We start from the raw sequence: 24950 nt of genomic DNA on the forward strand, positions 1-24950 counted from the left end.
CACTTCACAGGATCTCAGCTCGGAATGAGATCAGCCTAAGGGCGCATTTTTTCGGGCTCGGTGGTCAAACCATCCTCGGTCGCAATCCCGTCAAACCGGGACAAATCAGCAAAACGCGCCGCCCGCACAAGCCCGATTTTTGACCGATCTGCCACCAGGATCCGCCGCTGCGCCCGCGACATGGCTGCCTGTTTCAGCTTTGCCTCGGGAAAGGTCGTGCAGGTCACACCAAGCCGCGCATCCACCCCCGCCGCCGACAGGAAGGCAAGGTTGATGGCGTAAGCGTCCAGCGTCCGGTCTTCCTCCGCCGGGTAAAACGACGCGGTAGGCGCATGGTACTCGCCGCCCAACAACACCAGCCGCACATCCGCCCGCCGCGCCACCGCATCCGCCGTGTTCAGCGCATAGCAGATCACCGTCAGGTCCATTCCCTCCGGCAGCAGTCCAATGAGGTGCGGCAAGGTGGTGCCGCAATCGACAAACAGCGTCTGCCCCGGCTTCACAAGCGGCAAACAGGCCGCGCATGCGGCGCGTTTCGCCTCGGCCTGAATCTGCCCGGCCTGCGCAAGCTCATACGGCGCGCGGCGCTGCGCATCGGCGGGCAACATGATGTGACCACCCAGAAACTGAAACTGCTCCGGGTTTTCGCGCAGATCGCGCCGCACAGTCATTTCCGAGACCTCCAGCAGCGCCGCCGCATCGCGAATATGCAGCGATCCCGCGGCGTTCAAGGCGCGCTCAAGCTGCAACAAACGGCGGGCTTGTTTCGGGCTGCGGGGATCACTCTGGCTCATACTCGCAAGCTTAATGTCACAACAATAACAAAACAAGTTGCAAAACTAACATTTCAGAGTACCCTGACCAAAACCCCGACTCGCTCGGGGCGCTTTCCCGTGACGAAAAGGCTTTGCCATGTCCCAACCCGCCCCCTTACAGGCCACCGAGGCGCACGCCCGCAACGCCGGTCTGCCGCTGGACCTGTCGCTGATCGAAGCGATGCGCGTGAACACCTCCGCCTCCGAACGCCGCGCCTCGCAGCTTCCCGGCCGCCGCGCGGTCAAAGGTGACGCTCAAAGCGCATGGCTGCTCAAGGCTGTCACCTGCATCGACCTGACCACCCTCAACGGCGATGACACCGAAGGGCGCGTGCGGCGGCTCTGTGCCAAGGCGATCCAGCCCGTCCGCCCGGACATCCTCGCCGCGCTTGGCATGGCGGACAAGACCATCACCACCGGCGCGATCTGTGTCTATCACCGTTTTGTCGCAACGGCCGTCGATGCGCTCAAAGGCACCGGTATTCCCGTTGCCGCCGTCTCGACCGGCTTCCCGGCGGGCCTGTCGCCCCATGCGACCAAACTCAAAGAGATCGAAGCTTCGGTCAAAGATGGCGCGGAAGAGATCGACATCGTCATCACCCGCGAACATGTGCTCACCGGCAACTGGCAGGCGCTTTATGACGAAATGCGCGATTTCCGCGCCGCCTGCGGCGATGCCCACGTCAAGGCGATCCTCGCCACCGGCGATCTGAAAACCCTGCGCAATGTCGCAAAGGCCAGCATGGTCTGCATGATGGCGGGCGCGGATTTCATCAAGACTTCCACTGGCAAGGAAAGCGTCAACGCCACCCTGCCCGTCTCGCTCACCATGGTCCGCGCCATTCGCGACTATGAGGCGATGACCGGCACGCGCGTGGGCTACAAACCCGCCGGGGGCGTGTCCAAAGCCAAAGATGTGCTGACCTATTTCACCCTGATGAAAGAGGAACTGGGCCACGCCTGGCTCCAGCCCGACCTCTTCCGCATCGGTGCCTCGTCCCTTTTGGGAGACATCGAACGGCAACTCGAACACCGCGTGACCGGCGCCTACTCTGCCGCCCACCGCCACCCGATCGGATAACCAAATGACAGTCGCGAGCTTTTTCGACAGCATGGACTACGCCCCGAGCAAAGAAGACGACAAGAGCGCCCGCGCATGGCTGGCCTCTCATGACGGCAGTTTTGGCCATTTCATCGGCGGCGGGTTCACCGACCCGGCCAAAGGCTTTGACACCGCCGAGCCCGCCACGGGCGCGCGTCTCGCCACCGTGACCCAAGGCACCGCAAAGGACGTGGACAGCGCCGTCGCCGCCGCGCGCAAAGCGCAAAAAGCCTGGGCCGCCCTGCCCGGCCACGAACGCGCACTCAAACTCTACGCCCTCGCCCGCATGATCCAGCGCAACGCGCGTATGCTTGCGGTGGTCGAGGCGCTCGACAATGGCAAGCCGATCCGCGAAACCCGCGACATCGACATCCCCCTCGCCGCGCGGCACTTCTATCATCACGCCGGTTGGGCGCAGCTTCAGGAAAGCCAGTTCCCGGGCATGGATCCCGTCGGCGTCATCGGTCAGGTGATCCCGTGGAACTTCCCTTTCCTCATGCTGGCGTGGAAAGTTGCGCCCGCATTGGCGCTCGGCAACACTGTCATCCTGAAACCCGCCGAAAACACCCCGCTCACCGCCTTGCTCTTTGCGGAATTGGCGAAGCAAGCGGGCCTGCCCGAAGGCGTTTTGAACATCGTCACCGGCGACGGCGAGACCGGCGCGCTCATCGCCGCCCATAAGGACATCGACAAGGTCGCCTTCACCGGCTCCACTGAAGTGGGGCGCAAAATCCGCGAAGCCACGGCGGGCAGCGGCAAGAGCCTGACGCTGGAACTCGGCGGCAAATCCCCCTTCATCGTCTGCGAAGATGCCGATCTTGATGCCGCTGTCGAAGGCGTCGTAGATGCGATCTGGTTCAATCAGGGGCAAGTCTGCTGCGCGGGCTCCCGTCTGATCGTTCAGGAAGGTGTGGCCGAGGACTTCCACGCTCGGCTGACCAAACGCATGAAAACCCTGCGCATCGGAACCTCGCTCGACAAGACCATCGACATGAGCGCCGTCATCGACGCGGGCCAGCGCGACCGCATCGCCGGCATGGTGGACGCCGCCGTCGCCGCCGGGGCCACGCTCATCCAATCAGAAGCGGATATGCCCGAAAGCGGCACATTCTACCCGCCGACCGTGTTGCAAAACGTCCCCATGACCGCCGCCGCTGCCACCGAAGAAATCTTTGGCCCGGTCGCCGTGTCGATGACTTTCCGCACGCCGGATGAGGCGATCCAGCTGGCCAATCACTCCCGCTACGGCCTCGCCGCCAGCATCTGGAGCGAAAACGTCAATCTCGCGCTCGATCTCGCAGCAAAGGTTCAGGCGGGCATCATCTGGGTGAACTGCACCAATGTGATGGACGCCGGCGTGGGGTTTGGCGGCGTCAAGGAAAGCGGTTTTGGCCGCGAAGGCGGGCGCGAGGGCTGTTTTGACTACCTCAAACCCCGCGCCTTTGCCAAAGCCCCGCTGCGCAAGGAAAGCGCCCCCGCCAAATCCAAGGGCTTTGCCTTTGAAAGCGTCGACCGCACGCCGAAATTCTACATCGGCGGCAAGCAAGCGCGCCCCGACGGCGGCCATGCCCGGCCCGTGATTGGCGCGAAAGGCGAGATCCTGGGCGAAGTGGGCGAGGCGAACCGCAAGGACATCCGCAACGCCGTCGAGGCCGCCAAAGGGGCCGCAAGCTGGGGCGGCAAGACCCAGCACAACCGCGCGCAGATCCTCTATTACATGGCCGAGAACCTCTCGATCCGGGCCGAGGAATTCGCCGAGCGCATCCGCGCACAAACCGGGGTCAAGGCAGACAAGGCCCGCGCCGAGGTCACGGCCTCTGTTGCGCGCCTGTTCAGCTACGGCGCTTGGGCCGACAAGGTCGAAGGCACGGTGCACATGCCCCCCATGCGCGGGCTGGCCCTCGCCGTACCTGAGGCCATCGGCATTGCAGGCGTGATCTGCCCACCCGAAGCGCCGCTTCTGGGCCTGATTTCCGCCACCGCCCCGCTCATCGCCACAGGCAACCGCGTCATCGCCGTGGCCTCCGAGCCGCATCCGCTCTCGGCGCTGGACTTTTATCAGGTGCTGGAGACCTCCGATCTCCCCGCAGGTGTGCTCAACATCGTCACCGGCGATGCGGCCTCCCTCGCCTCCGAACTAGCCAAGCACAACGGGGTGGACACGCTCTGGGCCTTTGGCTCGGAGGCGCTTTCGAAAACCGTCGAAACCCTCTCCACCGGCAACCTCAAGCGCGTCTTCACCGATTACGGCCGCGCCTGGGACTGGACCGCGCCAGAAGCCGAAGGCGAACATTTCCTGCGCCACGCGACACAGGTCAAAAACATCTGGGTGCCCTACGGCGAATAGGCTCGGATTTTTTTGCTCTTTTTTGCCGGGGGCGCGACGGAACCGCCGCGCCCCTGCGTAGTAAGGGCAGAAAACGGAGCCTTTGACATGTCCACCCTGAAATCCATTTGGGACCATCCTTACACATTCTGGCTGCTTCTCAGCCTGCCCGCCATTCCCATGGCCCTCGGCCTCACCTCCGGTGATCCGAAGGTTGTGCACGAGCTTTTGCACCCCACCGGTGAATTTGCCGCCCGGTTCATGATCATTTCCATGATGATCACGCCGTTGACCATGCTCTTCAAAGGCTGGCGCGGACCGCGTTGGCTGATGAAACGTCGCCGCTATCTGGGTGTGGCCGCCTTTTTCTACGCGCTCGCGCATACGGTGCTCTACTTGATCGACGAAGGCATGGTGGCCTTCACCGCCGGTGAGATTTCCAAGCTTTACATCTGGACCGGCTGGCTGGCATTTTTCATCTTTGTGCCGCTCGCCGTGACTTCCACGGATGGCTGGGTGCGCAAGATGGGCCCGCGGTGGAAGACCCTCCTGCGCTTTGTCTACGCCGCTGCCGTGCTGACCCTGCTGCACTGGGCTGCGCTGCACAACTGGGGTGGCGTTGGTCCGGCCCTGGTGCACTTCCTGCCGCTTGGTCTGCTCGAAGCCTACCGGCTCTGGTCGAACACACAGCGGCGCAACGCAAGGCTTGCCGCGTAACAAGACAAAAGAGGGGCGGTGCGCAACGCAGCCGCCCCTCTTCTCTTGAACCCGGTGTCGGAATGCGGATATGAGGATGTTATGTTATAACACATCCAGCACGCCCGGAGTTCCCCATGCCAGACACCCGCCTGCCCGTCACCGTCCTCTCCGGTTTTCTCGGAGCCGGGAAAACCACTTTGCTCAACCGTGTCCTGAACAACCGCGACGGACGCCGCGTTGCCGTGATCGTCAACGACATGTCCGAAGTGAACATTGACGCCGATCTCGTGCGCGCCGATACCGAGCTCAGCCGCACCGATGAGACCCTTGTCGAAATGTCCAACGGCTGCATCTGCTGCACCCTCCGCGATGACCTACTCGACGAAGTGCGCCGCCTGTCGGAAGAAAAACGCTTTGATTATCTGCTGATCGAATCCACCGGCATTTCCGAGCCGCTCCCCGTCGCCGCCACCTTCGATTTCCGCGATGAGCACGGTCAGAGCCTGTCGGACGTTTCCCGCCTCGACACCATGGTCACCGTGGTCGACGCCGTGAACCTGCTGGAGGATTACTCCAGCCATGATTTCCTCTCTGACCGGGGCGAGACCCTGGGCGAAGAGGACGACCGCACGCTTGTGAATCTGCTGGTGGAGCAGATCGAGTTTGCCGATGTGGTGATCCTCAACAAAGTGGATGACGCTGGCCCCGAGCGTACCAAAGCCGCGCGCCAGATCATCCGCGCGCTCAACGCCGACGCCAAGATCGTCGAGACCAACCATTCCGACGTTTCCGGTGATGAGATCCTCGACACCGGCCTGTTTGACTTTGAGAAAGCCCATGAGCACCCGATGTGGGCCAAGGAACTTTATGGCTTCGCCGATCACATGCCGGAAACCGAAGAATACGGCGTTGGCAGCTTTGTCTATCGCGCCCGCCGCCCGTTTGAACCGGAGAAAGTCCTGAAGGTTCTCAACGGCACCCTGCCCGGCGTGATCCGCGCCAAAGGCCACTTTTGGCTCGCAACCCGGCCCGATTGGGTTGCGGAGTTTTCCATGGCCGGGGCGCTGTCCTCGATCCAGCCTCTGGGCACATGGTGGGCCTCGGTCCCGCGCGAACGCTGGCCAGAGCACGACGGCGCGCGCGCCTATCTGCAGCAACACTGGCAGGAGCCCTGGGGCGACCGCCGTCAGGAGCTTGTTTTCATCGGCACCGGCATCGACTGGCCCGCTCTCAAGGCTTCGCTCGACAGCTGCCTTGTCTCCGAAAAGCTGGCCCCGAACCCGGACACCCTGCCAGCGGACCTGCCCGATCCTTTCCCGATCTGGCGCCGCCCGGATCAGGCGGCCTGATCAACAAATACAGCGCAGGCGACACCCATCGCCTGCGCCACCATCGGCCTCGCTGAAGTGGGTTTTTTCAGGTGCCCTGAGAACAAGCCGCGCCTATCGACGGGCCGTGGTACGGCGATCTCCCCTCTGATCTCCTTGATTTATCCCTGTCACTGGCGCGCTAGGCTGGCGTGGCGCCCAGCAATCAACCAATCGCCGTGCCGCGGGGACGGCCCGTCGATGGGCGCGGCGGCCTGCGGCCTTGGCTCCGCGCCTGGGGTGAGATGAACAATCGATTCAGTCCATGAAAACCAGGTTCGCCCGACACCAAATCCGCACTCTTTGAACTCAGAGAAACCCTGCTCCCGCATCCCCTAATCCGCCTCATACTCCAGCAAATCCCCAGGCTGGCAGTCCAGCACCTGACAAATCGCATCGAGCGTCGCAAAGCGCACACCCCGCACGCGGCCGGATTTCAGCGTCGAGACGTTCTGCTCCGCAATCCCGATCCGCGCCGCCAGTTCCCGCGATGTCATCTTCCGTTTCGCCAGCATGACGTCGAGCCGCACGATAATGGCCATGTCAGACGATCTCTTGATGGTCTTGCCAAAGCGCCGCGCCCAGCACGAAGGCCCGCGCAAGGAAGGCGGCGATCAGCGCGGCGATGGCAAAGGTGATCTGCGAGCTGCCCAAGGCAAGGCTCACCGCCCTTTGTCCCGGCCCCGCATGCGCCGTGGCCACCAGCACGCTGGCCGTATGCGCGAGGATGCTCAGCCCCAGGAGCCACCACAGCCGCCTTGAAAGCTGCTGTGCCGCGCCCGCCGCCCGCGCGGGCAAGCCTTGCACCAACCACCGGCACACCTGCCCCGCCGCCCGAAACACCGCCGCATGGGCCGCCAGGACGCTCAATGCGATCCCGACAAAGGCCGCGCCTTGCCAGAGCCGGGGCGCTTCCAGCGGATAGCCCGTCGCCTCTGCCAGAAACCCGCCGATCCAGTCCGGGCTGGCCAGCAAGGCAAGAACCATCGCCACCGCAACCGCGCAGGTCAGGGCAAAAGCCACGCGAAAGCCGATCTCAAAGCGCCGCGTCAGGATGCGGAGTGGCTCGGGGTCAACAAATTCTCTGTCTTGCATGATAAGCACCATGTTTTACATTAAACTTTATACGAATCACATAGCATATAGGATGTCATAGGTGAAGCCTTTCTCTGTTCTCCCCGCCCTCATGCTCACCGCCTGCGGCAGCATTACCCCCGCCGGCCTGATCGCCGTCTCTGCGCTCGACCCGCTCAACACACCACCCGGTGACGTTCAGCTGGCTCTCAGCGTGCCCGAAGCCGTGCGCCTCGCCGAGGATGGGGCCACGCTGCGGATCACCTTCACCGAAGAGGATCAAGTGCTGATCGACACCACTGCTCCGCTGACCATTACCCAAGGTGCGCCCGAAAGCGAAACGCTCCGGCAACCCGATGAAACGCTTTATGTGGGCCGGATCGACACGCCCGAGGCCGAGGCCTTCGCCGCCGCACAGGCCGAGATCCGCAGCTTGCGCGCGTCCGGCTCGGAGGGCACCGGTTCCCTGTCGATCAGCGTGACCAAAGGCTGCCGTGTCGGCCCGCCGCTACAGGAGATGCCGGTCTCCACATGGATCCGCACCAATCCAAACGCCGGGTTTGTCCCCCTCACCCGGCAGCGCGACGTGCTGGACGAGTTGACGGAACACGGCGGTCCGCTGCCCGCCTGCTGACAACCCAGCCCCATAACGAACAAGGCCCCGCAGCAACCGCCGCGGGGCCTCTTTGCTCAAAGAAGCAAAAAGCGTTTACTGGCCAAGTGCCGCCGCAATCGTCTCGGCATTGTGGCGCAGCATGTCGAGGTAGGTCGCCGCCGGACCACCCTCTTCGGACAGCGCACCGGAATAGAGCGTGCCGCCCACTGTCGCACCGGTCTCGCTGGCGATCATCTCGACCAGTCGGTTGTCGGTGATCGTCTCGATGAACACCGCCGAGATATCGTATTCGCGAATCTGCGTGATCAGCGCGGCCACATCCGCAGCCGTTGCCTCGCTCTCCGTGCTCATGCCCTGCGGCGCGACGAAGGTCAGATCATACCGCGCGCCGAGGTAGCCAAAAGCGTCATGCGGCGTGACAACCGTGCGCTTGTCCTCGGGGATCGTCGCCATCAGGGCATCAATCTCCACCCCCAGCGCTTCCAGTTCGGCCACAAAAGCCGCGCGGTTGGCATAGTAATCCCCGGCATTCTCTGGATCCGCCTTGGCCAGACCGGCGGCGATGTTGTCCGCATAGATCACCGCGTTTTCGACGGTCTGCCAGGTGTGCGGATCAAAAGCGCCATGATCGTGGCCATGGTGGTCGTCATGATCGTCATGCCCCGCATGCTCTTCGTGTTCATGCTCTTCATGATCCTCGTGATCATCATGAGCGTGTTCTTCATGCTCGTCATGACCGTGATCGTCATGTTCATCGTGGTCATCATGCGCTTCGTCATAAGCAATCGCATCAATGCCCGCCGTGGCAATAACCGTCTCGCCTTCGAACGGTGCGGCCTCGGCAAGACGCTCCAGCCAGCCTTCGAATTCCAGACCGTTCATGAACAGAACATCCGCTGCCGCAACCGCCGCCGCATCCTGCGGGGTCGGGTTGTAGACATGCGTGTCTCCGCCCCGCCCAACAAGCGTGGTCAGGGCCACGTGCTCACCACCGATTCGCGACACCATGTCCCCCAGAACGGAGAAGGTGGCGACAACCGGAAGTTTGTCGTCGGCAAGCGCCACACCCGGCGCAATGAAAGAGGCCGCCACAAGGGCTGTGGCAGATTTAAGAAGCGTACGACGGGATGTCATGAGAACTCCAAAAGGTTTCAACTTTGATAGTGGCGGCGCGGCAGAACCTTCGCCAGAACGCCCCCGATGGGGCCGAAAATCAGGGACAGCACGTAAAGAATGCCGGTCACGAGGATGATCGCGGGGCCAGACGGCAGGCCGTAGTGATACGACAGGAGCAGCCCTGCGGCGCTGGACAGCATGGCAACCAGCACGGCAATGGCCAGCAACCCGCCAATGCTCGCCGCCCAGAACCGCGCAGTGGCCGCAGGCAGGATCATGATGCCAACTGCCATCAGCGTGCCAAGCGCATGAAACCCGGCAACGAGATTCATCACCACAAGACACAGAAAGACCAGGTGCGTGAGGATGCTGAGCCTGCTGACAGAGCGCAGGAACTGCGGATCGGCGCACTCCAGCACCAGCGGGCGGAAGATCACCGCGAGCACAATCAGAGACAGGCTGGAGAAACTGCACAGCAGCATCAGCGCCGCATTGTCGAGCGCCAGCACCGTGCCGAACAGCACATGCATCAGATCAACGTTGCTGCCGCGCGTCGAGACAATGAGCACGCCAAGCGCCAGGGAAATCAGGTAGAAGGCCGCAAGGCTCGCGTCTTCCTTGAGCACCGTCAGCCGTGAGACAAGCCCCGAGGCCACGGCCACCACCATCCCGGCAATCAGCCCGCCGATGGTCATCGCGCCCAGTGACAGGCCGGAAATCAGAAAGCCCACCGCCGCGCCGGGCAGGATCGCGTGCGCCATGGCATCGCCCGTCAGGCTCATGCGGCGCAGCATCAGGAAGACGCCCACCGGGGTGGAACCAATGGCAATGGCAAAGCAGCCGAGCAGCGCGCGGCGCATGAATCCGAAATCGGCAAATGGCGCGATGAACGTATCCCAGATCATGCCGCCGTCACCTCGCACAGAATGGGATCACCCGGGTTTGCCTCGCACATCCGGCGCGCCCGCGAATGATTGGCCTGAGTCATCACCTGCGGCGTCGGACCATGGGCCACCATCTCGCGGGCAAGCATCAGCGTCTGCGGGAAATGATCGCGCACGGTTTCATGGTCATGCAGCACCGCCAGAACCGTCCGCCCGTCGTTATGCCAGCCCCGGATCACGCCAATCAGGTCTGACATGGTGCGCGCATCAATCGCCGAGAAGGGCTCATCGAGCAGAACAACCTTGGCGTCCTGCAACAGGAGCCGGGCAAAAAGCGCGCGCTGCAACTGTCCGCCCGAGAGCGCACCAATGGCCCGCTTTTCAAGGCCTGCGAGGCCAACCGCCTCGATCGCCTCCTGCACCCGCTCCCGGCCTTTGCGCCCCAGCCGTCCAAATGCACCGATCTCTTTCCACAGCCCCATGGCCACAAGCTCAGTCACCGAAACGGGAAACGTCAGGTCGATGTCGGATTTCTGCGGCAGGTAAGCCACGTCCTCGCGCGTGATCTCGTCAAAGATCACACGGCCCTCAAGCGGCGTCAGCACCCCGGTGATCGCCTTCAGCAAGGTCGATTTTCCGGCCCCGTTCGGGCCAACAATGGCCGTCAGGCTACCAGAGCTGATCTCTGTCTCCAGGTGATGCACAGCCGGATGCCGGTCATAGCCCAGCGTGAGATTGCGAAACGCCAGTGCCACCATCACGAATCACCCAGGAAAGGCACGGGCAGGCCAGTGACCGCAAAGAAGGCCGCCCAAAGGAGCGCCACGATCACCCCGGCCACGGCCAAGCGCGGCCCTGCACCGACGAGCAATAAGCTCATGTCTTTCCTGCGATTCATCATCCGACGACCTGCCGTGTGTTTGATCCAAAAGCGCCTGAAGCGGTGGCCAGCCAAGGCCGCGTGCCCCTGCCATGCGCGCTCAGCGCAAAGCATCTCACGCTAGTAATGTTATAGAGTAACATGCCACAAGCAAAAAGCGTCATACACCTGTCGGCGCAAGGGGTCCACGGCCTTTGCAGCGCCCGCCACCCAACTGCGATTTATCGGGCTCAGAACCGCCTACCGATAAGTTGCGAAAGCATCCTCTCCCTATGAGTGTGTCCACTCGCGTTTGTGACCTCAGCACCAAGCCGGACACCGCCGAACAGCCCCCTGCGCCCTTGACACACACCCCGGTAACGCAGTCCGATAGACATCGTAAGCTAGCTGATTTCTGTATGTCTTTTTCACTGCCTTAACTTTTGTCCGTACCCCGGCTGGCCGTTGTTCTTGATAAACCGAAGCCCCTTATGTCCGGAAGAACCTCGGAACAGATATTGCAGGACGCGCTCCTTCGGGAGGTTTACCGGGTGGCCAAGATCGGCACCTGGGAGGTTAGCAGCGAGGACGAGCTGATCTGGTCCGACGAAACCCATGATCTGTTCGGCGTCGACCGCAGCGATTTTGGCGGCACCATCGAAGAATTCCACCGCATCGTGCACCCCGAAGATGTCGAGCGTGTTCGGCGCGTAGCGGATTTCAGCGACACGCTGAACACGCATTTCAACTCCGAATACCGCATCGTCCGTCCCGACGGCGCGCTGCGTCACATGCGGCAGACCGCCATCGTGCTGCGCGACGCGCGCGGCAATCCCCTTGGGTTCAGCGGCGTGGTTCAGGACGTCTCCGAGCAGGTCGAAACCGAGGCCCAACTGCGGCAGGCGCAGAAAATGGAAGCTATCGGCCAGCTCAGCGGCGGCGTGGCGCATGACTTCAACAACATCCTCGCCGCGATCATGAGCGCGGCGGAGCTTTTGCAGATGGAGGACGACTACGATCCGGACCTTGTCGAGAGCATCATCAATTCTGCCAAACGCGGCGGCGAGCTGACCAATCGTCTGCTGTCCTTCGCCCGCAAACAGCCCCTGCGCAAAACCTGCGTGGACGCGGTGCCACTGATCCGGGGCATGGCCCCCATGCTCGACCGTCTCATCGGCCCGGACATCACGCTGGATCTGGCGCTGTCCGATCAGGTCTGGCGGCTCGAGGCCGATCCCGCGCCGCTGCAGGAGGCCTTGCTCAACCTCGTGGTCAACGCGCGCGACGCGATCGACAGCGCGGGCAAGATCACCCTGTCATGCCGCAACGCCTCCGTGCCCGGCCCGATGGGCGATTGCCGCGATTACGTGGAGATTAACGTGATCGACACGGGCTCTGGCATGTCCGAAGAGGTCCGCCAGCAGGCCCGCGATCCTTTCTTCACCACCAAACCCGTGGGTCAGGGCTCGGGCCTTGGGCTGTCGATGGTTGATGGCTATGTCCGGCAGTCCGGCGGCCAGATCCACATCCACTCCGGGCTGGGCAAAGGCACCCGCGTGGCGCTCCTCCTGCCCAGATCCGAACACACCGCCCCCGACCCCGCCCCGCGCCGTACGCGCGCAAATCAGGGCAATGGCGAGCGGGTTCTGGTGATCGAGGACAACGTTGATCTGGCCCGTCTCATCCAAAGGCAGCTTTCCAGCCTCAACTACCGCCCGACGCTGGCCGCAAATCGCCGTGATGCCCTGCAAGCAGCGGCACAGGCGGGCGGGTTCGACATCGTGCTCTCGGACATTCTGCTCGCCAACGGCGAACGCGGCCCGGCGGTCGTCGAAGAGCTTCTGGCCCTCTACCCCGACATGAAGACTGTCTTCATGACCGGCTTCGCCTCCGACGACCAAACCACCCCGCACGCCTTCGGCGAGCCCAAGGTGGTCCTCAGCAAACCCTTCAAGATCGAAGAGCTGGCCAAGGCTTTGCGTTAATCGCCTCCCCAAAGCCCGCAAACAAAGAAAGGCCCGCACCTGCCTGAGGTGCGGGCCGAAGACCGTTTGACCGGCTCAGGCAACCTTACCGAAGCCGCGCTTCCGATCCGGCGTCAAAGAACATTGCATCCGCCGCGTCAAAGTCCAGACGGACCTTGGTGCCTTCCGGCATCGCCTCGTCGCCGCGTGTTTCGACCACCAGCCGCTCGCCGGTGCCGCTGGTGAGGTAGTCATAAGCCACCCCGCCAAGCCGTTCGCGGATGTCGATGGTCAGCGGCCCGGCGGCGTCCTCGGTCACCTGCAGCATCTGCGGGCGCAGCCCGACGATCACGTCCGCGCCTTCGGAAGGCAGCGCCACCGAAGTCTCCACACGCGCGCCCCCAAGAGCCGGGATCACAACCCCGCCGCCCTGCACCGTGCCGTTCATGAAATTCATCGACGGCGAGCCGATGAACCCGGCCACAAAACGGTTGTCGGGATCCTGGTACAGGTCCATCGGCGAGCCAACCTGCTCCACGCGGCCTGCGCGCAGCACCACGATCTTGTCGGCCAGCGTCATCGCCTCGACCTGATCGTGGGTGACGTAGATCATCGTTGCGCCGATTTCCTTGTGCAGACGCGCAATCTCGACCCGCATGTCCACGCGCAGTTCCGCGTCGAGGTTCGACAAAGGCTCGTCAAACAGGAACACCTCCGGCCCGCGCACAATCGCCCGGCCAATGGCCACACGCTGGCGCTGGCCACCGGAAAGCGCCTTCGGCTTGCGCTTGAGATAGTCGTCCAATTTGAGGATGCGCGAGGCTTCGCCCACCTTCGAAGCGATCTCCTCCTTCGGCACGCCGTTCATCTTCAGGCCAAAGCCCATGTTCTCTTCGACCGACATATGCGGGTAAAGCGCATAGGTCTGGAACACCATGGCCACGCCGCGCTCCGCCGGTTCCGACTTGGTGACATCGCGGCCACCGATGGCGATCGTGCCGTCCGAGGTCTCTTCGAGCCCCGCGATCATCCGCAACAACGTGGACTTGCCGCAGCCCGACGGGCCGACAAAGACGCAGAATTCCCCATCTGCAATATCAAGATCCACCCCGTGGATTACCTGCACATCACCATAGCGCTTGATTGCGCCGCTTAACGCCACACCGGACATGGTTTCCTCCCAATGAAACTCAGGACACGACAGGATAGGGCCAGACAGCCCCCTCGCGTCCAATCTGAGCCGCCGTGCGCGTCAGCGCCGGGCGGTATTTTCCTATCTCATCCAGCGACATCCTGTTCACCGATGTCACAATCGAAATCGAACCGATCACCCGCCCGCCGCCGCCCTTGATGGGCGCCGCCATGCTGATGATTCCCTGTTCGTGCTCTTCGCGGTCGTAGGCCAGGCCCACGTCGCGTATCTCTTCCAGCTCAGGCAGAAGCGTCTCCGGCCCCTGATGGGTTTTTGGCGTGAACGCCTCCCAGGTCTGCCCTTCAATTGCAGCTGCGCGCCGGTCGTCATCCATAAACGCCAGCATCACCTTGCCGACCCCGGTACAATGCGCCGGGGACCGGCGGCCAGAGCGCGCCATGGTGGGAAAGCCGCCCTCGGGCGTGACCTTGTCGATGAACACCACCCGGCCGCGCTCCATCTGTGCCAGATGTACGGTTTCCTTGATGTCTTCGGCCAGCGCTTCGGCAAAGGGCCGCCCCAGCACCGCCAGCGACGACTGGTTCCACGCGTGCCGACCGATTCGCACCAGCCGCATCCCGGCCACATAGACCCCGCGGTCATCGTCATAGGCCAGCATGCCCTGATTGGTCAGCGTGCCCAGCATCCGGTGCAAAGTGGCTTTGGGATAAGGGCTAACCTCCAAAACCTCGGAAAATCGCACCGCGCGGCCAAAGCCTACGACAATGTCCAAGACGTCCAGCGCCTTTCCGACGGTGCCGTCTCCTGTGGCCTGCGTATTCATGCGTTTCCTGTCCTCCCGTGTTGACTTCGATAGCAATATGAGACAAACAAATCAATATGTGAAAGCTGAGTTCCATTATTTGGAACACGCGATGGAGCGCGGACAGGCTGTTCACGCGTCATAAGGGAGGAAATGAACCGATGCTCAAAGCAAGGATTCTTGGTGCCGCTCTGGCATCCACAATGCTCACCACCGCCGCTTGGGCAGGCGAGCTTGTTATCAACACAGACACTTCTGACCCGGCCCCGAAAGCCGCGTTTGAAGCGCTGATCGCCGGATTCGAGGCCGAAAACCCCGATGTTACGGTGAAATGGAACCTTTTCGACCACGAGGGCTACAAGACCTCGATCCGCAACTTCCTGACCGCAGACGCGCCGGATCTTGCGAACTGGTACGCGGGCAACCGCATGCTGCCTTATGTCAACGCGGGCCTGTTCGAGCCGGTGGATGATGTCTGGGAAGAAAACGGTCTGAACGAATCACTGGCCTCGGCCAAAGGCTCGATGACCATCGACGGCAAGATCTGGGGCGTGCCCTATACCTACTATCAGTGGGGCGTGTACTACCGCAAAGACATCTTTGAAGCGAACAACATCGCCGTGCCCACCAACTGGGACGAGTTCAAGGCCGCGGGCATGGCGCTCAAGGATGCAGGCGTCACTCCGATCACCATCGGCACCAAGTACCTGTGGACCGCTGGCGGCGTGTTCGACTACCTGAACCTGCGCACCAACGGCTATGACTTCCACATGGCGCTCGGCAAAGGTGAGGTCTCCTGGACCGACGACCGCGTAAAAGCGACCTTCGCCAACTGGAAAGAACTGCTCGACGCGGGCTTCTTCATCGACAACCACGCGGCCTACTCCTGGCAGGAAGCGCTGGCGCCGATGGTTCAGGGTGACGCGGCCATGTACGTCATGGGCAACTTCGCCGTGGCCCCGCTGCGCGAAGCAGGCCTCAGCGACGATCAGCTCGGCTTCTTCCAGTTCCCGGTGATCAACCCGGACGTGCCGCTGGCCGAAGAAGCGCCGACCGACACGATCCACATCCCGGCAAATGCGAAGAACAAGGAAGACGCCAAGAAGTTCCTCGCTTATCTCGCCCGTGCGGACGTGCAGAGCCAGATCAACGAAACCCTGGGCCAGCTGCCGATCAACAACGCCTCCACCGTGGGTGACGACAAGTTCCTGCAGGCCGGCTACGAGATGCTCTCCTCCACCGATGGCGGCATCGCGCAGTTCTTTGACCGCGACTACCCGGCTGAAATGGCCAAGGCGGGCATGGAAGGCTTCCAGGAATTCATGGTGAAGCCCGAGCGCATGGACAAGATCCTCGAGCGCCTCGAAAAGGTCCGCATGCGGGTCTACAAATAATCCTGGGTGTCCCGGCCTCCTGCCGGGACCTCCGCCCCGGGCCTGACCTCTGTGCCTGACCCGGGGCCCCTACCCGACTATTCCGCTCACATCTTCTCTAAGCCAGAGGGCCCGGATCCGCACCGGGACCATCTTTCTGGACTGCCGGAGGTATTCGCATGACCGCCCTCCCCGACACATCCGCCACCAACAAATCGTGGTGGAAACAGAACCAGCAGAGACTCGCGCCGTGGCTGTTCCTCGCGCCAGGCATCTTCATGTTCGCCATCTACGTCATCATTCCGATTTTCCAGTCGATCAACATCAGCTTCTACGCCTGGGACGGGCTGGGAGAGGCCGAATGGGTTGGCGCGGAAAACTACGTCGAACTGATGGACGACGAGGCTTTCTATACCTCGCTGAAAAACAACGTCCTTTGGCTGATCCTCTACATGCTCGCCATCCCCGCCGGACTGTTTGTGGCGCTGTTCCTCAATCAGACGGTGCGCGGGATCCGCATCTACAAATCGCTCTTCTTCTTCCCCTTCGTGATCTCTCAGGTTGTCGTCGGCCTCGTGTTTGCATGGTTCTACGACCCCACGAACGGGTTGATGAACATCATCCTCGGCTGGTTTGGCGCCGGGCCGATCGCCGTGCTCGCGGATGAGGACTACGTGACCTACGGCATCATCGCCGCGGGCCTCTGGCCCCAGACTGCCTATTGCATGATCCTCTACCTCACCGGCCTCAACGCCGTGGACCCCGAACAGATCGAAGCGGCGCGCCTCGACAACGCCAAAGGCGCAAAACTGCTGTGGTACGTGATCCTGCCCCAGCTGCGCCCCGCAACCTTCATTGCCGTGGTTGTCACGGTCATCGGCGCGCTGCGCTCCTTTGACCTCATTTCGATCATGACCGACGGCGGTCCGTGGGGTTCGTCCCGCGTGCTGGCCTTCTATATGTATGAACAGGCCTTCTCCGAATACGGCTTCCGCATGGGCTATGGCGCGGCCATCGCCGTGGTGCTGTTCCTCATCATGATGGTCTATATCGCGGGCTTCCTGTGGAAGATGTACCGCGACGAGACAGGGAGATAACCCGATGTTCCCCAGACCCATTGAGCAAACGTCCTCGACGACGCAAACCCTCTATAAAATCGCCCTGCCCATCGCGCTGGTCATCTGGCTTCTGCCGCTGATCGCCGTGGCCATGACCTCCGTGCGCTCCGCCGGGGACATCACGGCGGGCAACTACTGGGGCTGGCCCACCAGCTTCAACTTCTGGGCCAACTACTCCGGCATCTTCGAGGCCACGCCCATCGGGCAGTACATCCTCAACTCCTTCAAGGTGACGATCCCCACGGTGATCGGCGCGGTGGCCCTGTCGTGCATGACGGGCTTTGCCCTCGCCGTGTACAAGTTCAAAGGCAACCTGCTGATTTTCTTCATGTTCGTTGCCGGGAACTTCGTGCCGTTCCAGATCCTCATGGTCCCGGTGCGGGATCTCACGCTGGACTTGGGCATGTACAACACATGGTACGGCCTCGCCCTCTTCCACATCGCCTTCCAGGCCGGGTTCTGCACGCTCTTCATGCGCAACTTCATCCGCGCCATGCCGTTTGAGCTGATCGAGGCCGCCCGCGTCGAAGGCGTCTCGGAAATCCGCATCTTCTGGTTCGTGGTTCTGCCCCTGATGAAACCCGCCATTGCGGCGCTCTCGGTGCTGATCTTCACCTTCATCTGGAACGATTACTTCTGGGCCACGGTGTTGACACAAGGCGCGGAAAACCAGCCGATCACCGCCGGTCTCTACTCGCTCAACGGCCAGTGGGTCGCCGCGTGGCACCTCGTCTCGGCGGGCTCCATCGTCGCCGCTTTGCCGCCCGTTCTGATGTTCTTCCTGATGCAGCGCCACTTTATCGCTGGCCTCACCCTCGGAGCCGTTAAGTGACAACAACCCGTGTTGACGCAAGTCGCCAGACCCTTGTTTTTAGCCAGAACAAGGGTCTGCCGTGCGTTCTGTACTGGGGGCCAAGCCTCCCTTTCTCCGAAGATCTGGACGCCCTCGCAGAGGCCACACGCTCCGGCATCACCGGCGGCATGCTCGATGCCGTGCCACCGCTTTCGATTCTTCCCGAAGCCGCGCGCAGCTTCCCCGGCCAGCCCGGCCTGATCGCCTACCAGGGCGGCGCGCCGCTTTATCCGTCATTCCAAGCCACAGGCGAACGCACCTTCCGCTGCGACGCCACCGGCCTGACCCTCACGCTTGAGATCACGGCAGAGGATGGCGTCATCACCCTCGCCCACCGCCTCACCGCCGACACCCCCATCACCTTGCACCATCTCGCCGCCCCGGTCCTGCCCGGCCCGCAATCCGGCGACATCCTGCATTTTTCAGGCCGTTGGATCGGTGAATTTCAGGCGAACCGCACCCCATGGCAGCCTGGCATGCTCAAGCGCGAAGCCCGCACAGGGCGCTCCGGCCATGAGCACCCGCCGCTCGCTTTCTTTCTTGAGGACGGCGCAACCAACACCGCCGGGACGGCCTTTGGCATGCACCTCGCCTATCCCGGCGGCCATGTGATGATCGCCGAAGAACTCCCCGACGGCCGCCGTCAAATCCAATGGGGCATCGCCACCGGCACACAAGCCACCGGCACAGAGTTCCACTCCGCCGATCTCCTGCTGACCGTTTCCGATAAGGGCCTCAACGGCTGCGCTGTCAATTTCCAACGGCACATCCGCGACACAATCGTCCCATGGCCGGACAAATCCCGCCCTCGCCCGGTGCATTACAACTGCTGGGAAGCGGTCTATTTCGACCACGATCTGGACACGCTCAAGGACATCGCCACCCGCGCAGCAAGCCTCGGGGCAGAGCGTTTCGTGCTCGATGACGGCTGGTTCGGCAAGCGGGATGATGACACCTCTTCCCTTGGCGACTGGCAGATCGACCCGCGCAAATGGCCCGAAGGGCTGACCCCGCTGATCGACCATGTTCACAGCGAAGGCATGCGTTTTGGCCTTTGGGTCGAGCCGGAAATGGTCAATCTGAACAGCGACTTGGCCCGAGCCTACCCCGATTGGATCCTTGGCCCAAAGGACCAGATCGAAGGCCGCCACCAACGCCTGCTCAACCTCGCTTTGAGCACGGTTCAGGATTTCCTCTTCGACGTCCTCGATAGCATCCTGAAATCGCATGACATCGACTATCTCAAATGGGACCACAACCGCCTGTCGCCTATCCCTGATGCGGCGCAAGCGTCGGGCGTTCTCGCCCTCCTCCAGCGCCTGCGCACCGCGCACCCGGCGGTTGAGATCGAAACCTGTGCCTCCGGCGGCGGCCGCATCGACGCGGGCATCCTGCGCCAGACCCACCGCGTCTGGCTCTCCGATTCCAACGACGCCATCGAACGCCTGCGCATCCAGCATGACGCCGCGCTCCTCCTGCCCTCCGCTGTCACCGGCTCTCACGTCGGCCCGCGCCAGTGTCACACCTCTGGCCGCATCATCCCCATGGAATTCCGCGCATGGGTCGCCGCGCAGCGCCACATGGGCTTTGAGATGGACCCGCGCGAACTCACCGACGAGGAGGCAGAGACCCTCACCCGCATCACCACATGGTGGAAAGACAACCGCCATTGGACAATGCGCGCCGACATCCACCGGCTCGACAGTCATGATCCCGCCATCACCGCCGAGCTTCAACTGAGCGAAGACAAACAACGTTTTGTCGTCTTCGCAGGCCAATCCGAGACCTCGAACCAAATCCTCCCCCGCCCTCTGCGGCTCACCGCGCTTGAACCGGAAGCGCGCTACGAAGTCACCCTTCTGAACGCGGATGAGGTCCGTCACCCGGCACGCGGAAACACCGCACTGCAATCCGGCCCCCTCACCCTGACCGGAGCCACCCTGATGACCCTCGGCCTTAGGCTCCCATGGCGCTTTCCGCAGACCATGTGGGTGCTCGAAGGCCGCAAACTGGACGCGCCATGAAACGCACCTTAGGCACCTGCTATTACCCCGAACACTGGCCCCGCGAGACGTGGGAAGACGACGCCCGGCGCATGGCCGAGGCGGGCCTGACTTGGGTCCGCATTGGCGAGTTCGCTTGGTCCCGGCTCGAGCCCACCCCCGGCGATTACCAGTTTGACTGGCTCGACGATGCTATCTCCATCTTGGGCAAACACGGGCTTAGGGTCGTCCTCGGCACCCCTACCGCCACGCCCCCGCGTTGGATGCTCGACAAACACCCGGACATGATCGCCCTTGACGAACATGGCCGCCCGCGCGGTTTCGGCTCCCGCCGCCATTACTGTTTCAGCCACGAAGGCTACCGCGCCGAATGCGCCAAAATCGTTACACTCCTAGCCGAACGCTACGGCAAGAACCCCCATGTCGCTGCGTGGCAGACCGACAATGAATACGGCTGTCACGACACCATCCTGAGCTACTCCGATGCCGCGCGCGACGCCTTCCAGACGTGGCTCCGCGCCCGCTATCCCGGCACGAACAACGCAGGCGACATAGCCGCGCTCAACGCCGCATGGGGCAATGTCTTCTGGTCCATGGAATACGGCGATTTCGACGAGATTGCCCTGCCGAACCTGACCGTAACAGAGCCGAACCCGGCCCATGTCATGGACTACCGCCGCTTTGCCTCCGATCAGGTCGTCACCTTCAACCGCCTGCAAACGGACATCATCCGCCAGCACTCCGGCGCGCCGATCGCCCATAACTACATGGGCAAGATCACCGAGTTTGATCACTACAAGGTGGGCGACGATCTAGAAATTGCCTCTTGGGACAGCTATCCGCTCGGTTTCCTCGAAGACCGCATCACCGCCCCCGACACCTACAAACGCACCTACGCCCAACAAGGCGACCCGGATTTTCAGGCCTTCCACCACGATCTTTACCGTGCCGTCGGCAAAGGGCGCTGGTGGATCATGGAACAACAGCCCGGCCCGGTGAACTGGGCGCCCTACAATCCTTCCCCCCTGCCCGGCATGGTCCGGCTCTGGACGTGGGAAGCCTTCGCACACGGAGCCGAGGCCGTCTGCTATTTCCGCTGGCGTCAGGCCCCCTTTGCGCAAGAGCAAATGCACGCCGGTCTGCTCCGCCCGGACAGCGCCGACGCCCCCGCGATCCATGAGGCCCGGGAAGTGTTCTCTGAACTGGAAAACGCCCCCGAAGCGCAGGCCGCCCAGGCCCCCGTCGCCCTTGTTTTCGACTACGAGGCAGACTGGATGTGGCGTATTCAGCCACAGGGACAGGGTCTCGACGGGTTTGACCTCGCCTTCCACACCTACCGCGCCCTACGCCGCCTTGGCCTCAGCATCGACATCCTCCGCCCCGGCGCGGATGTGCGCGGCTACAAGGCCGTCTTTGCCCCCGGGGTCATGCATTTACCTGAGGATTGGAAACAATCCCTCTGTGCCAGCGACGCGCTGACCGTTTTCGGCCCTCGCACCGCCGCGCGCACCGCGGATTTCGCCATTCCCACGCCGCTTCCCCCTGCCCTGCCCGGCCTTGACGTGACTGTTTCCCGTGTGGAAACAATCCGCCCGGACATGCCCCGCCCGCTGCACGGCGGCGGCGCGGCGCAGCTTTATGTCGAAGAGCTTGACGGCACGGCAGAGGTGATCCTGTCCACACAGGAAGGCGCGTCCATCCTCATGGCGAGCGATTCAAACGCCTATCTTGGCGGCTGGCTCGACGACGAGGCCATGATCCGCATGGCGGAATGGGCCTGCGCCCGGGCCGGAATAGAGACTGTTTTGCTCCCCAAAGGCGTCCGCCGCCGGTCTGACGGGGCGCATACCTTCTGGTTCAATCACTTGCCGCAGGAAACACAGGTCGGCGATCTGGCCCTGCCGCCAATCTCCGTCACGCGGACCTGACCTCAGCCCACGAAAAACACAGCCGCCATGATCAAACCAATCCCGGTGATGACATGGCGGAGAATATCCGTGCGCGTGATCCGGCGGCTTGCCACGGCTCCGACATAACCGCCCAAAGCACCGCTCACAGCCATCACAATCGCCGCATTCCAGGCGATCAACCCCGCCGTGACAAAGGTCAACGCCGAAACCAGTGAAACCACCGCAGACAACACATTCTTCAGCCCGTTCATCCCATGCAGGTTGCTGTGGCCGATAAAGCCAAGCGTCGCCAGTAACATGATGCCGAGGCCGCCGTTGAAGTAGCCGCCGTATAGCGAAACCAGAAGGATCGCCAACGCAGACCCCCCGGCCCCGATGCCGCCCGCGCCCCCCTTGCGCAGCGCGGCAAGAAGCTTTGGGCCAAAGGCGAACATTCCCGTCGCCAACAGCAAAAGCCACGGCACCACCCCAAGGAAAATGTCACCCGGTGTCACGATCAGCAACACGGCGCCAAGCCCCGCGCCAAGGGTGCCAACCGCTGCAATCGCCCTCAGAGACAGCGCCCCCTCGCGGCGCATGTCCTTGCGAAATCCCCAGGCGCTGCTGACGTATCCCGGCAGCGCGGTCAGTGTCGCCGTGGCATTGGCACTGACCGGCGGGATGCCGACATAGATCAGCGCCGGAAGGCTCAGGAACGTGCCGCCCCCGGCGACCGCATTAAGAAGACCGGCGGCGAATCCGGCGACGACAAGCAAAAGAATATCGCTCAAGAGCATGATAAAGCGTCACTTTCTCGGACACATGGGGAAGGGTGTGACAGCCCTTCTGTCATTCGGTAGATTGGTCTGCAAATTGGTCTGATAAGGAAGCCCCGATGAGACGCCGCACCGATGACGTTCTCGCCGACCTGCGCCAGATGCTCGACCAGATTGCCCCGCTCAGCGGAGATCGCCTGCCAGCGGAACGCAGCCTGCGTGACACGCTCCAATGCAGCCGCGAGACCCTGCGCAGCTGTTACGCCGTTCTCGAAGCAGAAGGCGCGATCTGGCGACGTGTGGGTCAAGGCACCTTTCGCGGCACGCGCCCGGCGCATATGCCCGTGCGGGAACATTTGCTGGTCGAGGGCGCAACGCCGCCTGACCTGATGCGGGCGCGCCTCCTGCTGGAACCACAGGTCGCCGCCGAGGCCGCGCGGCAGGCACAAACATCCGATATTGACCATTTGCGCCAGAAAGTGGCCGAAGGCCGCGCCGCTCATGATCGCGCGCTGTGCGAGCAGGCCGACGATGCCTTTCACCGCGCCGTGGCCGAAACCTCCCGGAATCCGGTCTTGATCGGTTTTCTTGTCTACCTGTCCAGCGCGCGCAGGCGCATCGCGTGGCAGCGCGAATGGGACAGAACCTACCGCAGAATCGCGCCAAACGAGTTTCAGACCCTTCACAGCGATCAGCACGGCGCCATCGTCGACGCCATCGCGAAAGCCGATTCCGAGGCCGCAGAAACCGCCATGCGCCTTCATCTGGAGACAATCACAGCAGCGATGGTACAGACGGATTCGGCAGAATAAGGCTCTAACCCGGCGTAAAACCGGAGTTTTGTCCCTGAACCTGTGGAAAACTCTTGCACGAATCCGCCGCTTCGGCCAATAGTCACGGAAAAGGGCGTAAAAACGTCAAACTCCGTGAACACGAAATCACGGGAAGACAAGAGGCGGCAGACGATGGACACACGCATCGCACCTGAAGACCTGAATGGGGTCATTCGGGATCATTCTGAGACATTGGCGGCGCAGTTGCACGCCCAACGTGAGAGCCTGTTCCCGCCTGACGCGGACAAGGAGATGCGCAAGTTCACCTCTGGCGAGGCCGCGGCCCTGCTTGGTGTGAATGACAGCTACCTGCGCAAACTGCATCTCGACGGCAAAGGCCCCTCCCCCGAACTCACGCCCGGCAATCGCCGGCTCTATTCCGTGTTTGATCTGCAGGAATTGCGCCACCTGCTGGAGAAAACCGCCCGCAAGCCCGGCGATTACCTGCCCGGCCGCCGCGAAGGCGACCATCTGCAAATCATCGGCGTGATGAATTTCAAAGGCGGCTCCGGCAAGACCACCACCTCCGCCCATCTCGCACAGCGCCTTGCCCTGCTTGGCTACCGCGTTCTGGCGATTGACCTGGACCCTCAGGCGTCTTTGACCGCCCTGCACGGGGTTCAGCCGGAGTATGACCTCCCCGAAGGCGGCACGCTCTACGATGCCATCCGCTATGACGATCCTCTACCGATCACCGATGTCATCCGCCCGACCTATATCCCGAACCTCGACCTGATCCCCGGCAACCTCGAACTGATGGAGTTCGAGCATGACACCCCCCGCGCCCTCGCGGCGGGCAATGCCGGGTTGTTCTTCTTCCGGGTCAAGGAAGCCCTGGCGCAGGTGGATGACCGCTACGACGTTGTCGTGATTGACTGCCCGCCGCAGCTCGGCTTTCTCACCATGTCCGCGCTTTCCGCGTCTACAGGCGTGTTAGTGACGATTCACCCCGAAATGCTCGACGTGATGTCCATGTCGCAATTCCTGCGCATGACCGCCGATCTGATGGATGTGATCGCCGAATCCGGGGCCGATATGTCCCATGACTGGATGCGCTATCTGCTCACCCGATACGAGCCCACGGACGCCCCGCAGAACCGCATCACCGCCTTTTTGCGCACCATGTACGGCGAGAAGGTGCTGAACGCGCCCATGCTCAAATCCACAGCCATTTCTGACGCGGGACTGACCAAACAGACCCTCTACGAGGTCGAACGCAGCGCCTTCACCCGCTCTACCTATGATCGGGCCATCGAGAGCCTGAACGCGGTGAACGATGAAATCGCCGCGTTGATTCAGAAGACTTGGGGCAGATGAGGGGGGGTAAA

The 24950-nt window shown here is 62.5% G+C and carries 23 protein-coding genes; 13 read left to right on the forward strand and 10 right to left on the reverse strand.

Features of this window, described 5'->3' with window-relative positions; genetic code table 11:
• Positions 1-35 precede the first annotated feature (35 nt).
• Entirely contained in the window at positions 36-794 is a 759-nt protein-coding gene (locus tag E4662_RS22655) for a DeoR family transcriptional regulator (protein WP_136443918.1), read from the reverse strand.
• A 118-nt stretch (positions 795-912) separates the two neighbouring features.
• On the opposite strand from E4662_RS22655, the gene deoC reads away from it, so the two are divergent.
• The 4 genes from deoC (at position 913) to E4662_RS22675 (ending at position 6291) form a co-directional block, all read left to right on the forward strand.
• Positions 913-1896, forward strand: coding sequence for a deoxyribose-phosphate aldolase (gene deoC / locus E4662_RS22660; protein ID WP_136443919.1), 984 nt, complete (start codon positions 913-915; stop codon positions 1894-1896).
• A 4-nt stretch (positions 1897-1900) separates the two neighbouring features.
• Complete coding sequence (locus E4662_RS22665) at positions 1901-4264, forward strand: aldehyde dehydrogenase family protein (RefSeq protein ID WP_136443920.1); 2364 nt, start codon at positions 1901-1903, stop codon at positions 4262-4264.
• An 87-nt stretch (positions 4265-4351) separates the two neighbouring features.
• Positions 4352-4960, forward strand: coding sequence for a protein-methionine-sulfoxide reductase heme-binding subunit MsrQ (locus E4662_RS22670; RefSeq protein ID WP_168798059.1), 609 nt, complete (start codon positions 4352-4354; stop codon positions 4958-4960).
• Between the two features lie 116 nt (positions 4961-5076).
• A complete protein-coding gene (locus E4662_RS22675) occupies positions 5077-6291 on the forward strand; it encodes a GTP-binding protein (protein ID WP_136443921.1) in 1215 nt (404 codons plus the stop codon).
• A gap of 353 nt (positions 6292-6644) precedes the next feature.
• Here the strand turns inward: E4662_RS22675 and E4662_RS22680 are convergent, their stop codons facing one another.
• Together E4662_RS22680 and E4662_RS22685 are read right to left on the reverse strand one after the other, a co-directional pair.
• Positions 6645-6851: a helix-turn-helix domain-containing protein gene (locus tag E4662_RS22680; RefSeq protein WP_136443922.1), complete on the reverse strand. Its 207-nt coding sequence runs from the start codon at positions 6849-6851 to the stop codon at positions 6645-6647.
• A gap of 1 nt (position 6852) precedes the next feature.
• A complete protein-coding gene (locus E4662_RS22685; protein ID WP_136443923.1) occupies positions 6853-7404 on the reverse strand; it encodes a hypothetical protein in 552 nt (183 codons plus the stop codon).
• Between the two features lie 61 nt (positions 7405-7465).
• Here E4662_RS22685 and E4662_RS22690 point away from each other — a divergent pair, with 61 nt between their 5' ends.
• Positions 7466-8017 carry a hypothetical protein gene (locus E4662_RS22690; protein WP_136443924.1) on the forward strand — a complete coding sequence of 184 codons (552 nt, stop codon included), beginning with the start codon at positions 7466-7468 and terminating at the stop codon, positions 8015-8017.
• Between the two features lie 75 nt (positions 8018-8092).
• Here E4662_RS22690 and E4662_RS22695 read toward each other — a convergent pair whose 3' ends face one another.
• From E4662_RS22695 to E4662_RS24445, 4 genes are read right to left on the reverse strand one after another with little or no spacing between them, the layout of a single operon-like run.
• The gene (locus E4662_RS22695) at positions 8093-9133 is read right to left on the reverse strand and encodes a metal ABC transporter solute-binding protein, Zn/Mn family (protein ID WP_136443925.1); all 1041 of its coding nucleotides are present in this window, start codon (positions 9131-9133) and stop codon (positions 8093-8095) included.
• Between the two features lie 17 nt (positions 9134-9150).
• On the reverse strand, positions 9151-10020 hold the full coding sequence (locus tag E4662_RS22700) for a metal ABC transporter permease (RefSeq protein WP_136443926.1): 870 nt from the start codon (positions 10018-10020) through the stop codon (positions 9151-9153).
• A complete protein-coding gene (gene aztA / locus E4662_RS22705; RefSeq protein WP_136443927.1) occupies positions 10017-10757 on the reverse strand; it encodes a zinc ABC transporter ATP-binding protein AztA in 741 nt (246 codons plus the stop codon). The genes E4662_RS22700 and aztA overlap by 4 nt, the downstream gene beginning before the upstream one ends.
• Complete coding sequence (locus E4662_RS24445) at positions 10757-10879, reverse strand: hypothetical protein (RefSeq protein ID WP_276606324.1); 123 nt, start codon at positions 10877-10879, stop codon at positions 10757-10759. The genes aztA and E4662_RS24445 overlap by 1 nt, the downstream gene beginning before the upstream one ends.
• 470 nt (positions 10880-11349) lie before the next feature.
• On the opposite strand from E4662_RS24445, the gene E4662_RS22710 reads away from it, so the two are divergent.
• On the forward strand, positions 11350-12843 hold the full coding sequence (locus E4662_RS22710; protein WP_136443928.1) for a PAS domain-containing hybrid sensor histidine kinase/response regulator: 1494 nt from the start codon (positions 11350-11352) through the stop codon (positions 12841-12843).
• A gap of 85 nt (positions 12844-12928) precedes the next feature.
• Here E4662_RS22710 and E4662_RS22715 read toward each other — a convergent pair whose 3' ends face one another.
• Positions 12929-13993: an ABC transporter ATP-binding protein gene (locus E4662_RS22715; RefSeq protein WP_136443929.1), complete on the reverse strand. Its 1065-nt coding sequence runs from the start codon at positions 13991-13993 to the stop codon at positions 12929-12931.
• Positions 13994-14012: 19 nt separating this feature from the next.
• A complete protein-coding gene (locus E4662_RS22720) occupies positions 14013-14798 on the reverse strand; it encodes an IclR family transcriptional regulator (protein ID WP_136443930.1) in 786 nt (261 codons plus the stop codon).
• A 140-nt stretch (positions 14799-14938) separates the two neighbouring features.
• Here E4662_RS22720 and E4662_RS22725 point away from each other — a divergent pair, with 140 nt between their 5' ends.
• From E4662_RS22725 to E4662_RS22745, 5 genes are all read left to right on the forward strand, one after another.
• Positions 14939-16171: an ABC transporter substrate-binding protein gene (locus tag E4662_RS22725; RefSeq protein ID WP_136443931.1), complete on the forward strand. Its 1233-nt coding sequence runs from the start codon at positions 14939-14941 to the stop codon at positions 16169-16171.
• A gap of 158 nt (positions 16172-16329) precedes the next feature.
• Positions 16330-17247, forward strand: a complete 918-nt coding sequence (locus tag E4662_RS22730) for a carbohydrate ABC transporter permease (RefSeq protein ID WP_136443932.1) — start codon at positions 16330-16332, stop codon at positions 17245-17247.
• Between the two features lie 4 nt (positions 17248-17251).
• On the forward strand, positions 17252-18100 hold the full coding sequence (locus E4662_RS22735; protein WP_136443933.1) for a carbohydrate ABC transporter permease: 849 nt from the start codon (positions 17252-17254) through the stop codon (positions 18098-18100).
• Positions 18097-20145 carry an alpha-galactosidase gene (locus E4662_RS22740; RefSeq protein WP_136443934.1) on the forward strand — a complete coding sequence of 683 codons (2049 nt, stop codon included), beginning with the start codon at positions 18097-18099 and terminating at the stop codon, positions 20143-20145. Before E4662_RS22735 ends, E4662_RS22740 begins: the two co-directional genes overlap by 4 nt.
• Complete coding sequence (locus tag E4662_RS22745) at positions 20142-22052, forward strand: beta-galactosidase (protein ID WP_136443935.1); 1911 nt, start codon at positions 20142-20144, stop codon at positions 22050-22052. Before E4662_RS22740 ends, E4662_RS22745 begins: the two co-directional genes overlap by 4 nt.
• Positions 22053-22054: 2 nt before the next feature.
• On the opposite strand, the gene E4662_RS22750 is transcribed toward E4662_RS22745, so the two are convergent.
• Positions 22055-22810, reverse strand: coding sequence for a sulfite exporter TauE/SafE family protein (locus tag E4662_RS22750; RefSeq protein ID WP_136443936.1), 756 nt, complete (start codon positions 22808-22810; stop codon positions 22055-22057).
• 98 nt (positions 22811-22908) lie between these two features.
• Here E4662_RS22750 and E4662_RS22755 point away from each other — a divergent pair, with 98 nt between their 5' ends.
• Both E4662_RS22755 and repA read left to right on the forward strand, forming a co-directional pair.
• Entirely contained in the window at positions 22909-23601 is a 693-nt protein-coding gene (locus tag E4662_RS22755) for a FadR/GntR family transcriptional regulator (RefSeq protein WP_136443937.1), read from the forward strand.
• 153 nt (positions 23602-23754) lie between these two features.
• The gene (gene repA / locus E4662_RS22760; protein ID WP_136443938.1) at positions 23755-24939 is read left to right on the forward strand and encodes a plasmid partitioning protein RepA; all 1185 of its coding nucleotides are present in this window, start codon (positions 23755-23757) and stop codon (positions 24937-24939) included.
• The last annotated feature ends 11 nt before the right edge of the window (positions 24940-24950 follow it).

Source organism: Pacificoceanicola onchidii, from assembly GCF_004804335.1.
Classification (GTDB): Bacteria; Pseudomonadota; Alphaproteobacteria; order Rhodobacterales; family Rhodobacteraceae; genus Pacificoceanicola; species Pacificoceanicola onchidii.

Excerpts from the sequence above, each read along its gene's own strand:
- E4662_RS22655 (WP_136443918.1), bottom strand. The coding sequence starts at position 794 with ATGAGCCAGAGTGATCCCCGCAGCCCGAAACAAGCCCGCCGTTTGTTG.
- deoC (WP_136443919.1), top strand. The coding sequence starts at position 913 with ATGTCCCAACCCGCCCCCTTACAGGCCACCGAGGCGCACGCCCGCAAC.
- E4662_RS22665 (WP_136443920.1), top strand. The coding sequence starts at position 1,901 with ATGACAGTCGCGAGCTTTTTCGACAGCATGGACTACGCCCCGAGCAAA.
- E4662_RS22670 (WP_168798059.1), top strand. The coding sequence starts at position 4,352 with ATGTCCACCCTGAAATCCATTTGGGACCATCCTTACACATTCTGGCTG.
- E4662_RS22675 (WP_136443921.1), top strand. The coding sequence starts at position 5,077 with ATGCCAGACACCCGCCTGCCCGTCACCGTCCTCTCCGGTTTTCTCGGA.
- E4662_RS22680 (WP_136443922.1), bottom strand. The coding sequence starts at position 6,851 with ATGGCCATTATCGTGCGGCTCGACGTCATGCTGGCGAAACGGAAGATG.
- E4662_RS22685 (WP_136443923.1), bottom strand. The coding sequence starts at position 7,404 with ATGCAAGACAGAGAATTTGTTGACCCCGAGCCACTCCGCATCCTGACG.
- E4662_RS22695 (WP_136443925.1), bottom strand. The coding sequence starts at position 9,133 with ATGACATCCCGTCGTACGCTTCTTAAATCTGCCACAGCCCTTGTGGCG.
- E4662_RS22700 (WP_136443926.1), bottom strand. The coding sequence starts at position 10,020 with ATGATCTGGGATACGTTCATCGCGCCATTTGCCGATTTCGGATTCATG.
- aztA (WP_136443927.1), bottom strand. The coding sequence starts at position 10,757 with ATGGTGGCACTGGCGTTTCGCAATCTCACGCTGGGCTATGACCGGCAT.
- E4662_RS24445 (WP_276606324.1), bottom strand. The coding sequence starts at position 10,879 with ATGAGCTTATTGCTCGTCGGTGCAGGGCCGCGCTTGGCCGTGGCCGGG.
- E4662_RS22710 (WP_136443928.1), top strand. The coding sequence starts at position 11,350 with ATGTCCGGAAGAACCTCGGAACAGATATTGCAGGACGCGCTCCTTCGG.
- E4662_RS22715 (WP_136443929.1), bottom strand. The coding sequence starts at position 13,993 with ATGTCCGGTGTGGCGTTAAGCGGCGCAATCAAGCGCTATGGTGATGTG.
- E4662_RS22720 (WP_136443930.1), bottom strand. The coding sequence starts at position 14,798 with ATGAATACGCAGGCCACAGGAGACGGCACCGTCGGAAAGGCGCTGGAC.
- E4662_RS22725 (WP_136443931.1), top strand. The coding sequence starts at position 14,939 with ATGCTCAAAGCAAGGATTCTTGGTGCCGCTCTGGCATCCACAATGCTC.
- E4662_RS22730 (WP_136443932.1), top strand. The coding sequence starts at position 16,330 with ATGACCGCCCTCCCCGACACATCCGCCACCAACAAATCGTGGTGGAAA.
- E4662_RS22735 (WP_136443933.1), top strand. The coding sequence starts at position 17,252 with ATGTTCCCCAGACCCATTGAGCAAACGTCCTCGACGACGCAAACCCTC.
- E4662_RS22745 (WP_136443935.1), top strand. The coding sequence starts at position 20,142 with ATGAAACGCACCTTAGGCACCTGCTATTACCCCGAACACTGGCCCCGC.
- E4662_RS22750 (WP_136443936.1), bottom strand. The coding sequence starts at position 22,810 with ATGCTCTTGAGCGATATTCTTTTGCTTGTCGTCGCCGGATTCGCCGCC.
- E4662_RS22755 (WP_136443937.1), top strand. The coding sequence starts at position 22,909 with ATGAGACGCCGCACCGATGACGTTCTCGCCGACCTGCGCCAGATGCTC.
- repA (WP_136443938.1), top strand. The coding sequence starts at position 23,755 with ATGGACACACGCATCGCACCTGAAGACCTGAATGGGGTCATTCGGGAT.